Consider the following 13,117-nt stretch of genomic DNA (forward strand, 5'->3'; position numbering starts at 1 on the left):
CGCTTGTGTCGGCTAATGCAAGCGTGTTGTTGAAGGTTTCTCCTGTAAATTTTTTGTCTGCCTGCGCTGATGCGGGTAGACTGCTCCACCTGTTTGAGTTTGGAGTAAGAACCATGAGCGAGACGGCAAGTTGGCAACCTGATGCTTCTGTCGCTAATTTGTTGAAGCGAGCGTCGATAGTCGCGGCTATCCGGCGTTTCTTCACCGATCGTGGGGTACTGGAAGTTGAAACGCCAGCGATGAGCCAGGCGACGGTAACGGACGTTTATTTATGCCCGTTCCAGACCCGCTTCGTTGGTCCGGGCGCTGCGGATGGAATGACGCTGTATCTGATTACCAGCCCCGAATACCACATGAAACGTCTTCTGGCCGCAGGCAGCGGTCCGATTTTTCAAGTATGCCGCAGCTTTCGTAATGAAGAGTCCGGCAGATACCATAACCCGGAATTTACCATGCTGGAATGGTATCGGCCACATTACGACATGTACCGACTGATGAATGAAGTCGATGATTTACTCCAGCAAATATTGGAGTGCGAAAGTGCGGAAATGCTCTCGTATCAACAGGCTTTTTTGCGACATCTGGACATTGATCCGCTGTCTGTGGACAAGGCCCAACTGCGTGAAGCGGCGGAAAAACTGGGGCTGGGCGATATCGCCAGCCGGGAAGAAGATCGTGATGCGCTGATGCAAATGCTGTTTACCTTCGGCGTCGAACCGAACATCGGTCGCGACAAACCGGCATTTGTTTACCATTTCCCGGCAACGCAGGCTTCGCTGGCTGAAATCAGCACCGAGGATCATCGTGTCGCCGAACGTTTTGAGGTCTATATCAAAGGCATTGAACTGGCCAACGGCTTCCGTGAACTGACGGATTGCGATGAGCAGCGTCAGCGTTTCGAGCAGGATAACCGCAAACGCGCGGCACGCGGTTTGCCGCCGCAGCCGATTGATGAAAACTTGCTGGCCGCGCTCAAGCATGGTCTTCCTCAATGCGCGGGCGTGGCGTTGGGCGTCGATCGCCTGATTATGCTGGCGTTGGGCGCGGAAAAACTGAGCGACGTGATTGCGTTTTCGGTCGAGCGTTCCTGATCTTGCCCGGCGAAAAGGCGGGGCGGCAACTGCTCCCGCCTTATTCCTTCTTTTTATATAACTTATAAGCTGCCCGCGCTCCGGTTGCTGGACGTCAGGGTGTTTCCTTTACGCGCGATATTGTCCATTCGCACCTGGAAAGGCGGGAATGGCAGCACCATATTGTGTTTACGGTAATTTTCCAGAATCAACTGGTGCAGTTCATGGCGCAACGGCATACGGTGACCCATTTCCGCGGCGAAAATACGCAGTTCGAAAATTTGAATCCCTTGCTGCAAATCGACCAGAAAAACTTCCGGCGGCGGGTTTTCCAATATCAGCGAGCAGCGGCTGACCGCATCCAGCAGCAAATCGGTGACTACTTTGCTGTCCGCTTCGGCTGGCGCCGGTACCGTCAGAACCACGCGCGTCACGGAATCCGACAGCGACCAGTTAATAAACTGTTCGGTAATAAACGCTTTGTTCGGCACGATAATCTCTTTGCGGTCCCAGTCGGAAATGGTGGTCGCACGCGTATTAATGCGCATCACGCTGCCGGTGAGGTCGCGGATTGTGACGGTATCGCCGATACGTATCGGCTTTTCAAACAGGATAATCAGGCCGGAAATAAAGTTGGCGAAGATTTCCTGCAAGCCAAACCCTAACCCCACGCCGAGCGCCGCCACCAGCCATTGCAGTTTCGACCACTCAATCCCCATCAATGAGAAGCCCATCAGACACCCGATTAGCATCAGAATATATTTGCTGATGGTGGTGATGGCATAACCGCTTCCCGGCGACAAATCAAGATGCTGCAACACCGCCAGTTCCAGCAAGGCCGGCAGATTGCGTACCAGTTGGGCGGTGATCACAAAAATCAGTATGGCAATGAGAATCGCACCCAGCGTAATCGACTGAACGCTTTCCACGCCTTTGACCGTACTGCTGACATCCCACAGACTAATGTTTTCCAGGAAAGCAAAAGCGGAGTGAATTTCCGACCACAGTACGATAACGGAAACCAGTGCGATCAAGGTCAGAATCGAGCGCACCAGCTTCAGGGATTTGGCGCTGATCGCATCCAGATCCACCACCGGTTCTTCAATCGCCTCTGAATTTCCTTCATGGGGGACGCCAGGCTGCGGATCTTCTTCACCTTTGGCCCGCTGCGCCAGAATTTCTGAACGGCGCTGCTTCGCCCGGTCGAACGCGATACGGCGTCGCTGAATGAGCATCCAGCGACGGATAATATGGTAGACGACCAGCAGAAAAAACCAGATGGAAACCGAGGTTTCCAGCCTGACCAGCAGCGCTTGCGCCGTCGCCAGATAACCAATACAAGCAGCTAGCGCGGCGGCCAGCGGGACGCACATCAGCAGGTTCCACATTGCCCGGTTGACCGAGTTTTCCCCAGAGCCTTCTTTATCCAGATAGAGCGGAATACCGGCGCGTTTCAGGCTGTTGGTCACCAGGCTTAACGCCATACAGAGCAGAATGAAGCACAAACGCCTCAACGTGCTGGAAAACTCGCGATCGTTCAGCTTCTCGAACGTAATAAGCGCCATCACCAATGGCACAATAAACGCAATCGAAAGGCGGTAATAGCGCATTGCTCTGGCGACCCGATCGGGCGACCAGCGGAAATGGACGATAAACAGTCCCTGCGGATGCGCGAATGACGCGCTAATCATCACCAGCCACATCAACGGTACGGTGGCGGTCACGCTGTCGCCGATCGCCACCGCAACCGGGTAGGGCCAGGCATTCTGCAAACCGTAGCCTAGCGCGGCCCAGAGCACCGGTAACGGCAGCGCGGTCAGGATTGACCAGAAAACGGTACGCAGCGTCAGCATAAAGTGGTCGAGGGTGACTTTACCTACCCGACTACTGGCGCGCTCCAGAAAAGCATGATAGTGACGGCGGGAACTGAAGCTGAACCCCACCAGCAACAGCGCGCCCAGCAGTGGGATGACCGTTTCGCGGCTGGTCACCATCATGATCATGGCGCTGCTGAGTTGGGTAAACGTATCCATAGACAACAGACGGGTCAGATCCTGCACCAGCTTCAGCGGATAAGCGAAGGTGATTGGGTCAACATCGGCCACCCAGAACAGATAACGGTGCGCCGCTTCTTTTGTCTCTCTCAGCGCATCTTCCAGTTGATTATTCGCGACTTTGAGTTTGGTTAATTCCAGAATCTGCGTATCGCAACCGGAAATCAGCGAAGTCAGCAAATCGCGCTGGGTACGCAGTTGATCCGCCAGAATGCGCTGTTGGGTTGCGTTCAGCGGCGTTCCATCATCCTCTTTTGCCTGCTCGATATCCTGAGGTTTATTGATCAGGTCTTCAAAATGCAGGCGCTGGACGCGTAACTGCGCCATATCGCTGTCCAACAACTGTGGTTTGGGCATTTCCGGCAACCGCGCCACCTGCGCCCGCAGGGTTTCGCCTAACACCGGCGAGACGTCAAGCCATTGCGCCTGTTCCCTGATGGTGGTCAGCGCCTGATGGACCTGAAGCGTATGCGTGGCGGCTTGACGTTGCTGAGAAGCGATCAGATCCATGCGCTGCGCCTGCTGATTCAGCGCCACGGAAAGTTCACGGTTGACCTGTAGCTGTGCGCCGATGACGCCGGGCAAATTGCCGCCCTGTTCCGCCAGCAATTCGGTGCGCTCCAGCGCTTGATCAGCCTCTTTCTGGCGCTGGCTATTGATGCTGCTGCGTAGCGTCTGTAACTGCGTATCCAGCCGATCATGCCGTTTTTTATACAGTTCGGCGCGTAACCGGGATAATTCCTGACGATTGCTGGCTGACAACTGCGCCAGTTCCAACTCGTCCACACGACTTTTGCGCAGCGCGGCTTCGATCTGAAGCGCCGCCAGTTGCGCTTGCGCCAGCGGCGTCGCTGGCGTTCCCAGTGCCTGGATTCGGCGCTCCATCTCATCCAGTGAACGGCTGGCTTCGGTTTGTTGTTGGGGAAGCTGTCCGAGCGAGTCGCTGATTTCGCGTAACCGATCCTGCTCCTGTTGCAATTGGCGGCTTTGTTCCAGTAGCTGGCTGCTGGTTTGCAGGATCTGTTGCTCAAGATCGTTGATCGAAAAATTGTTCGCGGCGGCTGAGGGTTTTTCGTCTTCTGCGGCCAACTGACCACGCAGTTCCCGAATCAGTTTGGGAAAATCATCAATAACACGTTGATATTGCGCCACACGTTCACGCGACGCTTTGATTTCCTGTGTCGCATTCAGGGCAGATTGCAGTTCTTCCACAATCTGCGCTTGATCGGCTGCGCCTTTATTGGATTCCGCCTGTTGCAACTGTTGACGTAACTGCGCCTCACTGGGCGCCGCCCACACGGTGGTTGATAACAAGCAACTCAGCAGAAAAATCAGAATCAGACGCACGTTTAGTCTACCTTTCACTAACAACAATGGGGAATTGACGGCGCTCAGCCCGGACGGTCTGTTGTGCCTGGCTCAACATGGACAACATGAGACGGCGCGCGTTCCAACGTTTCGTCCGGTAATTCCGTGGTTTCCTGATCTTCAGACAACATCTCCGCAAAGGGTTCGCCCATGCGGGTAACGCTGAGGCTATTAAGATGCGCGGCAAACTGCACCCGGTTGGACGCAAACAGGTTAATGACAGTGGAGCCCAGCTTAAATCGGCCCATTTCCTGGCCTTTTTCCAGCATAACCGCGCCTTCGCCTGCTTGCGGATAAGTCCAGCGTTGTATAATGCCTTCCCGCGGCGGCGTAACGGTGCCTGCCCAGACGGTTTCGATACTGCCGACTATGGTGGCGCCGACCAGAATCTGAGCCAGCGGGCCAAACTCGGTATCAAACAGACAAATAACGCGCTCGTTACGGGCAAACAGATTCGGCACGTTGTCCGCGGTCAGCAGATTGACGGAGAACAAATCGCCCGGCACGTAAATCATTTCGCGCAGGACGCCGTCGCACGGCATATGGACGCGGTGGTAGTCGCGGGGCGATAAATATGTTGTGGCGAACAGGCCGTCGCGGAACAGTTCCGCCATGATGTAGTTACCGGCAAGCAGCGCTTCCAGTGAGTAGAGGTGGTTTTTGGCCTGGATCAGCTTGCCGTCCGTGATCGGCCCCAACTGCGACAACACGCCGTCAGCCGGCTGAACCAGACGATGGGCATGACTATCGACAGGACGAACCTCTGGCTTCAGGGGACGAGCAAAAAATTCATTGAACGTCCGGTACGCGGCGGTATCCGGCTGCTGCGCCTCCTGCATATTGACCTTGTACTGACGAACGAACAGATCGATAACCAGCTTGGTAAGCTTACCCGCCGGTTTATCCGCTCCCCACCCAGCTAAACGCGTCAGCCAGATTTTGGGAAGCCAATACTGTAATTTGATTTTGATATTATCCAGCACAGTGAGCCTCTTGGGTTAGTGGTGCGCCATGATGTGAAAGAAAAAGGGCGCATTGTAGCGATGGATACAATAAATGTCAGTTATCCGTATCGGAAAAGGTTTTACGCGTTTTTACCTGCGCCATGCTTTCCAGTATCCGGTGATAATTATCGAAGCGCTCGGCGGCAATGTCGCCGCGCTCAAGGGCGGCATGAATCGTACAGCCCGGATCGTTGTCATGTTTACAGTCACGGAATTTACACTCGCCGATATATTCCCGGAACTCAATGAAACCATGCGTGATCTGTTCAGGTTCCAGATGCCACAAGCCAAATTCCCGCACGCCGGGGGAATCAATCACGTCTCCGCCGTGCGGGAAGTGATAAAGACGGGCGGCGGTGGTGGTGTGTTGTCCCAGCCCTGAGTTGTCGGAAACCTGGTTAACCAGAATACGCTCTTCATCAAGGGCGAGCAGGGCGTTGAGCAGGCTGGATTTGCCAACCCCGGATTGTCCGGCAAAGATACTGATACGTCCGGTTAACGCCTGCTCCAGTTGCGCAATGCCTGCCTGGGTATGGCTTGAAACCATCAGTACGCGATAGTTGAGCGTCCGGTAAATATCCATCAATTCATTAACGAACTGGCGAGCCTCTTCATCCAGCAGATCGATCTTGTTCAGCACGATCAGCGGTTCAACTTCCAGCGTTTCGCAGGCCACCAGATAACGATCGATAATATTGAGGGAGAGTTCGGGCAAAATGGCCGACACGATGACGATCTGATCGATATTCGCCGCAATCGGTTTGACGCCGTCGTAATAGTCGGGACGCGTCAGGACGGAGCGCCGCGGATGAACGGCTTCAACGATCCCGCTGATCCCGGAGAGTGCTTCGTTGCCGGCACGCCACACGACATGATCGCCGGTGACCAGTGATTTAATGGTACGACGGATATTACAACGATGCACCACGCCGTTTTCGGCTTCCACATCGGCATGCATACCGAACCGGCTGATAATAATGCCTTCCTGAGCATCACCCAGTTGGCTATCCTCCCATTCGATCTTGCTTTCTGAATGTTTAAGGCGGCGCTGATGATTCGCGCTGACCCGCCGTTGCTGACCTTTCGACAGTTTCTTTTTGCTCACTGAGCCTCACTTAATACGCCATTGATCGCCAGGGTACGACGAACGCCGTAAGACAGGGTTGTCGCCCATGATGATTGAAGCGACTATAATACACCCTATTTGATTTTAATTAACTGATGCCGCCAGATGGTGTTCAGTGTGGGCGCGACTATCAATCAATGCCGACAGGCAACAATACGCAGTGAAACGGGAATACCAACGATGGTAGATGAAAATAACCTGATCTGGATCGATCTTGAGATGACAGGATTGGATCCTGAACAAGATCGTATTATTGAAATTGCGACATTAGTGACTGATGCCAATCTGAATGTGCTGGCGGAAGGGCCGGTGCTGGCGGTTCATCAACCCGCCAGCCAACTCGCGCTGATGGACGACTGGAATGTGCGCACACATGGCGCCAGCGGCTTGATCGATCGCGTCAAAGCCAGTTCAGTCGACGAGCGCGCAGCGGAACTGGCTACGCTGGCTTTTCTGCAACAGTGGGTACCTGCGGGTAAATCACCGATTTGCGGCAATAGTATTGGTCAGGATCGCCGTTTTCTGTTCCGTTATATGCCGGAACTGGAAGCTTATTTCCATTATCGTTATCTGGATGTCAGCACGCTCAAAGAGTTGGCGCGCCGTTGGAAACCCGAAATTCTGTCAGGGTTTAAAAAGCAGGGTACGCATCAGGCAATGGATGATATTCGCGAATCGCTGGCGGAACTGGCGTATTACCGCGAGCATTTTATCCAGCTTTAAGCTGATTCAGGCGTTGGTGGACAAATTGACCGTCAGGCATACAACCTGTACGGTCGTTCAGAATGGATGTTGTATGTTTTAGCAGCGCTTTGATTTTTTTATCGGCAATCAAACGTTTTTTCATTTGCGGGGGCTTGCGGGGGACAGAATTTCTCGTATAATTCGCACCCCGTACCGATACGGAATTTCGTATCCGGTGCCGCGTCATCCTAAGCGGGAATAGCTCAGTTGGTAGAGCACGACCTTGCCAAGGTCGGGGTCGCGAGTTCGAGTCTCGTTTCCCGCTCCAATTTCTTTTCTATAGACAGCCACCAACGTCTGTCGCTCTCTGATTCAACAGGGTAATCGCTCTGTTGAGCATCCAGTGAAATTAACTGAAAACCACCGTCAACCACACCGGAGTCGTACACAAATCAGTACACGAAAATCGGGGGCGTTACGCTTATCATTATGTTCACGTAACTCCCTGTTGCTATTGGAAATTGATCGGTGGCCAACATTTTTTCGCAAAATATATCGTTATCCCTTACTCGATTTGCCCAATAATTCCGAACGTCCAATAACCGTTCTTTGGCTTCCGGGTAGCTCTGGTTCCGAAAACCCCGCTTGTGCAATCGCCTCATCTAGCCCCTTGAATGTGACAACGCTTTTTGGACTGCGTAATGATGCCATTCCGTCATTCCAGGCATACACCATTTGCTTGGCGACAGTATGCCAGCGAGGTTCATTTTTGGCGGCTTCAATCACTTCCTTACCTACCTCAATGGCCGATTCGCATAAGCGTTCCACCATTTCCGTATACTGTCTGGGTGCGATCCCTAGTCTGGCTTTGCAGAACCGCTCCAGTGTTTTGCCGACAGCCCATGCCTGGCGTCCCTCGACAGATAATCCCGGCGGATTAGTCGCGTAGCGTGGATAGGCCTGTGTCGTTACGATATCGTAGACCGGCGTGTAGGCCACATCTTTCAACGAACTGTAGTACAACGCGATGTTCTTGGCATGGCAGTCGGCGTTGCGTACCACATAGTTGGTCAGAAGATGCCAGCCAAACTGCTCCAATTGCGTTCGGACTTTCGCTGCTGGCAGATATGTGCGAGTCGCATTAAGAACGCGCTCAATGGTGGTTGCATACTTCTCGTGCGGCGGAAGCCCCAACAGACTACAGGCGTCCTCAATGCCATGCGTTGACAAACCGTTTTCATCAACGTCGAAGCGATCCACGATCAGTACGCGGCCATCATCAGACATACGCGTTTTTGCAACCGGGACGACATGTAAACGTTCCAGAACCCGCATGGTGTAGAACTCGTTGAAGCCTAGATAAGGAGTGCTGTCGTCCGAGCCCTTGATGATATGATGGTTGCTGCGCAGCGTAGGTTTGCCTAACAGTTGGTTTGGGTTCTTTGCATTTTCTTCAGGTGCAATGAATTTGGGCACCATGCCGGAAATGGACGCACGGGCGTACTGGCGCACAAGGCTGGTAAAGTGTTCAGTGGTGTTCTCCGCCTTCAGTAGCTGCTCGATCTGCAAAGGCGCCATCTCTTCAACAGGAGCGCCGCCTTCAGGAGTAACCGTCACTCGACCAATGCCCATGCCACCCACGACGGCCAACAGTGAAAGATCGGTGCCATCAAGCAGCGGCCCGAATTCCTCGCGGATAATGCTCAGCAGATAGCCTTCGGGCAGATTCTGTCGAAAGAAAGGATGCAGATCCCGCGGCCAGCGCCAAGGCTCCTCACGAACTGGCATTGTCAGGCTGATAAAGTCTGCTGGGGCCGTGCCGGGCAGGTATTCCAGAACATATTCGTCCCGTTCCCGATAGAGGTTGGCAACGGTTCGTCCGCAAACATGCACATCGAGTTTCATACCTTGTCACCTTGCCGTTGTTCAGCCAGGATATCTTCGATAGTGCGCGTATGACCCGGCCTAACGGGTTGCAGATCGTAGCCTGCGGCCTCTAATAAACGCACCAGTGCCGAAACGCTCATATCTCCTTTGGCCAACGTTTCCATACGTGCGACCGTGGTGCGGGAAACGCCAGCGCGTTGCGCGAGAGCCTCCTGGCTTAGACCGGCTTCCCAGCGTGCGTTGCGCAACATATCGGCGATATCGGCTAATGTGGTCATTGTATGCCTCAGGCTTCAAAAGTGAGTTATAGTAGGTTTACTGTAGCTTACGGGATACAAATGGGCAATCGTTACGGCTATGTCATAGGATAGATAGCCAGGATCTCGTTTTGTGGCCTTTAGGCATCAAAACGTGGAAAACAAAACTAAATTGTAGCTTGAGGGATACATTTTATGACGTTTGAAACGACCGTCTGGATCAAGGCCAGAATTGAGCCTTGGAATAAGCAGGAGAATTCCAGACATCTTGCCAACGTCCCCAACCTGGTACGCAATATAGCCAGTCAATCAACGAGGTGTACCGAAAACCCTTGTTGAATCAGCCGATTGAGCGAGAAAAATTTATCTCGTTTCCTGCTCCAATTTCTTTTCTATAGATGTCCACTGATGTCTGTAGGTCTCTGAAAAAGAGCGAAAAGCTCTTTTTTTTCCAGAGCAATCCATTGAAAACCACCCGCGGCCAGCCTTGGTTTGTGATTGATTTCAAAAAGCCCGGTGGTGTTAATGTCCGGCAAGGTACGTTTCCCTTAAAACCCATCTCGGCAGGACGGTTTCACTTGCCGTTGGGACTTGAGCTCCCACATGCTACCCCGACGAGCTATGTTAAACGGGGACGCCGATAACGCCTGCCGGGATTGACTTTGAGTGGACTGAAGGGGAATCAGCATATTCGAGGGCCGGTCATGCGACATCGAAAACCACGGTTATCGCATCGTCGTCGCTAAAGGTAGCGAAAGTGGCTGATGTACCGGTGTCGAAAAAAAACTCCACCACCTGTCGATCAATCAACACATCCCATCGGGTTGGCATGGCCGGCAACATCATCCGATGAGGTTTAAGGAAAGCGACGTTATTTTCCAACAAAACCGACCATCGGGTGATGGTGCAAACCCCCGTGGCGCAAACCAGCGCCAGTGAAATCCGCCACTTATCGTTGCCAATGGTGAGCGTCAGATTTTCGGCGTTATTATCCTCCAGCGTGATGCGCAAACGGCCACGGCCATTACTGAACGAATCAAGGGCGTAGCTGCCGGCGCTCGTCGCTGTCTTCGTCGCCAAAAACGTTCCACTCGATACATCGAGAAGCGGTTCGGTTTCCAGACGGTAACGGTTATCGAGATATCGCAATGTCACCTTGCGCGGTATGCTGGCGCAACCGATGATTCCGTTTTTATCGACGGCGGGCAGTGCCGCCGTATATTGCCAATAGCTCCAGTTGGATACCCATGCCAGAGAGTGCAGATTGTCGTAAGAGCCTTCCTCCTGGTAGCCAATACGGGTACCGTAAAAATCGGCGCCGAGGTCAAGTGCAAGCGGTGTCGGCGTTTCGATCGCATGAAACAGCATGTTGTCATCGAGTGTGCCGACATGCAGGAAAGTTCCGCTGGTGTCCAGTCCGCCGCCGTTGCCGCCGAACACCAGCACCGCTTTGTCCATCTTGAGATCGGAGCAATACAGCGTCGTTATTGCCGGACATTCAACCATGCCCATATATTGTATCGGAACGCTGCCGAGGTAATCGAACGGCGCTTTGCCGGTCGCGGATCGATAAACGCCGAATTCGCTCTCTTCGGCCAGATAGAGATAAACGTGGTTGTCATGGATAAAGACGAAAGGATCGCGGAAATTGGTTTTTTTGAGGGCATTCGGCTGCACCGGGTTGGATTCGCAGGGAGAAAAGGTGTATCCGTTATCGGTTGAATACCAGAGATTCGTGGTCTGAAGCCCGTCGCCATAGCTGGTGACATACGCCAGCCAGGTGCCCGCGCCGTACCCGGACAGGTTGGCGTTGTCAATCACGATCGAACCGCCGGAAACATCCCCTTCCTTGGTTTGGTATTTGGGAATGGCGACGCCATGATCGGTAAAGTTTTCCCAGTTCGATGTCGTGTAATGACGCCAGGAAGAACCATTACCTCCCCAGGAATAGTCCCCGTTCCACAGATAGTATCCCTGCCACAGGCGTTGGTTTTCATCATAAATGAACGTCTGAATATCATTCATAAAGCCCGGCTCCGGGCTGGTCAGATGGATGTTGGCGTTGTAAGCGTATTGCTCAAGCGTAATGATCATCGGTGCGACTCCTGTATATTTGCTAATATTTTCAACTGTGATAAGACGATGCAGATTACATTAAACGTAAGTTTCAATTAAAACTTGAAACTATGATAGTTTTAATTGAAGATATTAAATAATGCAAATTGAACTTGATGACATGAAAAAAAATACTCATTCGATTTCCGCCGAACGCATTGCGCAGGTTCTGACTGAAAACGGCTGGAGCCAATCAGAGCTTGCCCGCCGACTGGGGGTTACACCACAGTCCGTCCAGTACTGGGTGAGCGGGAAAAATGCGCCCGCTGGCAAGCGGTTACAGGCATTGTCGGCACTGAGCGGTTATCCTGAATACTGGTTTTTTATGCCGATTAAGGCTGAAAGCGCTGATGCCAGCTATCGTGTGGAGATTCTGGATATCAGCGCCAGTGCAGGCAGCGGACAGATCGTCTCATCAGACTTCGTCGAAATGGTCAGAGCGATCGAGTACAGCCAGAGACAGGGAAGGGATATGTTCGGCGGCAAGCCTGACAGCGTGATCAAAGTGATTACGGTGAATGGCGACAGTATGTCGGGCACCATTGAACCTGGCGATCAAATCTTTGTGGATATTTCAGTCAATACTTTTGAGGGGGATGGCATTTACGTTTTCACGTATAACGATACGCTGCACGTAAAACGGTTACAGATACTGAAAGATCGTTTGCTGGTGCTTTCGGATAATCAGAAATACCGTTCCTGGTCTGTCGACAAGTTTGATGAGACGCAGTTTCACATTATGGCGAAGGTGTTGCTGCGCCAGTCGATCGACTACACGCGCCTGGGTTGAACGGATAGCTGAAAATCGGATGCGGATTGTTTGCTGAGTCGAGTTTGGATATTTATCAAAGCCCGCTATTGGCACTGTCCAGCTAAATCAGATGCTTATGGCAGCATTGAGCGAATTGCGGATATGTTGTTTAAAGTAAAAGAGCCGTTAATTCGTTTGCTTGACGAACCCCCAAAACAACACTAATTGCAAGGTTCGACTGATACTTACGGTATAAAATTAACTTTAATAAACTAAAGCTTAGCGGTTCAGCGTTTATCTCGTTTCCCGTTCCAATTCTTGTTAAAAACGACTCTGTCAATACTCTAAAATCAAGGCTAATTTTTGTTGATCACTCCAGTTCGGGAATCTTTGATCGCCTGGTATCAGCGGCGCGGCTATGAATGCACCGGGGAGATCGAGGTTTTCCCCTACGATAACTCACGCGTCGGAAAGCCCTTGCCGAGGGATGGGTGTTTGCGGTTCTGGTTAAGAGGCTTTGAGGAACCATTCGCTGATCTTCACCAGTAAACAGATTGATGAGAAAGCCGTATCTGAGCAATTCTGGCCTCTATTCTGATGAGGCCAGAAGCATGACTTTATTCGCTTGCCAAAAATATCTCTATTCGATTTATTCCTTTCCCTTTATTTTTTCGCGATAGTTTTATTTTACCTATTTCATTGGTGCGGCGGCTGTCAAGGATGTTGGCACCCTTAGTCATTTTTTATGCTGCATTTTCCAGCGCTGTTTCCGGCTTATCCGGATTCAACATCACCACTTCG

The 13,117-nt window shown here is 52.3% G+C and carries 9 protein-coding genes and 1 tRNA gene; 4 read left to right on the plus strand and 6 right to left on the minus strand.

The features are described 5' to 3' along the window. The first annotated feature begins 113 nt into the window (after positions 1–113). Complete coding sequence (gene epmA / locus DES54_RS14130; protein ID WP_113868453.1) at positions 114–1,091, plus strand: elongation factor P--(R)-beta-lysine ligase; 978 nt, start codon at positions 114–116, stop codon at positions 1,089–1,091. A gap of 62 nt (positions 1,092–1,153) precedes the next feature. Here epmA and mscM read toward each other — a convergent pair whose 3' ends face one another. From mscM to rsgA, 3 genes are all read right to left on the minus strand, one after another. Further along, positions 1,154–4,471 carry a miniconductance mechanosensitive channel MscM gene (mscM, locus tag DES54_RS14135; protein WP_113868454.1) on the minus strand — a complete coding sequence of 1,106 codons (3,318 nt, stop codon included), beginning with the start codon at positions 4,469–4,471 and terminating at the stop codon, positions 1,154–1,156. A 44-nt stretch (positions 4,472–4,515) separates the two neighbouring features. Continuing rightward, the gene (asd, locus tag DES54_RS14140) at positions 4,516–5,475 is read right to left on the minus strand and encodes an archaetidylserine decarboxylase (protein ID WP_113868455.1); all 960 of its coding nucleotides are present in this window, start codon (positions 5,473–5,475) and stop codon (positions 4,516–4,518) included. A gap of 76 nt (positions 5,476–5,551) precedes the next feature. Further along, positions 5,552–6,601, minus strand: a complete 1,050-nt coding sequence (gene rsgA / locus DES54_RS14145; RefSeq protein ID WP_113868457.1) for a small ribosomal subunit biogenesis GTPase RsgA — start codon at positions 6,599–6,601, stop codon at positions 5,552–5,554. Between the two features lie 201 nt (positions 6,602–6,802). On the opposite strand from rsgA, the gene orn reads away from it, so the two are divergent. Together orn and DES54_RS14155 are read left to right on the plus strand one after the other, a co-directional pair. Next, on the plus strand, positions 6,803–7,345 hold the full coding sequence (gene orn, locus DES54_RS14150) for an oligoribonuclease (protein ID WP_113868459.1): 543 nt from the start codon (positions 6,803–6,805) through the stop codon (positions 7,343–7,345). 213 nt (positions 7,346–7,558) lie between these two features. Then, positions 7,559–7,634: transfer RNA gene (locus DES54_RS14155), tRNA-Gly, on the plus strand. A 230-nt stretch (positions 7,635–7,864) separates the two neighbouring features. On the opposite strand, the gene DES54_RS14160 is transcribed toward DES54_RS14155, so the two are convergent. The 3 genes from DES54_RS14160 to DES54_RS14170 form a co-directional block, all read right to left on the minus strand. Continuing rightward, positions 7,865–9,211: a type II toxin-antitoxin system HipA family toxin gene (locus tag DES54_RS14160; RefSeq protein ID WP_113868461.1), complete on the minus strand. Its 1,347-nt coding sequence runs from the start codon at positions 9,209–9,211 to the stop codon at positions 7,865–7,867. Continuing rightward, entirely contained in the window at positions 9,208–9,471 is a 264-nt protein-coding gene (locus DES54_RS14165; protein ID WP_104770452.1) for a helix-turn-helix domain-containing protein, read from the minus strand. Before DES54_RS14165 ends, DES54_RS14160 begins: the two co-directional genes overlap by 4 nt. A gap of 681 nt (positions 9,472–10,152) precedes the next feature. Then, entirely contained in the window at positions 10,153–11,544 is a 1,392-nt protein-coding gene (locus DES54_RS14170) for a glycoside hydrolase family protein (RefSeq protein ID WP_113868463.1), read from the minus strand. A 121-nt stretch (positions 11,545–11,665) separates the two neighbouring features. Here DES54_RS14170 and DES54_RS14175 point away from each other — a divergent pair, with 121 nt between their 5' ends. Beyond that, positions 11,666–12,355: a LexA family transcriptional regulator gene (locus DES54_RS14175; RefSeq protein ID WP_240635019.1), complete on the plus strand. Its 690-nt coding sequence runs from the start codon at positions 11,666–11,668 to the stop codon at positions 12,353–12,355. Positions 12,356–13,117 lie beyond the last annotated feature (762 nt).

The organism is Brenneria salicis ATCC 15712 = DSM 30166, assembly GCF_003315515.1.
GTDB classification, from domain to species: Bacteria; Pseudomonadota; Gammaproteobacteria; order Enterobacterales; family Enterobacteriaceae; genus Brenneria; species Brenneria salicis.

Bases quoted from the DNA above. Each gene is read 5' to 3' on its own strand.
- DES54_RS14170 (WP_113868463.1), bottom strand. From the start codon at position 11,544: ATGATCATTACGCTTGAGCAATACGCTTACAACGCCAACATCCATCTG.
- DES54_RS14175 (WP_240635019.1), top strand. From the start codon at position 11,666: ATGCAAATTGAACTTGATGACATGAAAAAAAATACTCATTCGATTTCC.
- orn (WP_113868459.1), top strand. From the start codon at position 6,803: ATGGTAGATGAAAATAACCTGATCTGGATCGATCTTGAGATGACAGGA.
- epmA (WP_113868453.1), top strand. From the start codon at position 114: ATGAGCGAGACGGCAAGTTGGCAACCTGATGCTTCTGTCGCTAATTTG.
- DES54_RS14165 (WP_104770452.1), bottom strand. From the start codon at position 9,471: ATGACCACATTAGCCGATATCGCCGATATGTTGCGCAACGCACGCTGG.
- DES54_RS14160 (WP_113868461.1), bottom strand. From the start codon at position 9,211: ATGAAACTCGATGTGCATGTTTGCGGACGAACCGTTGCCAACCTCTAT.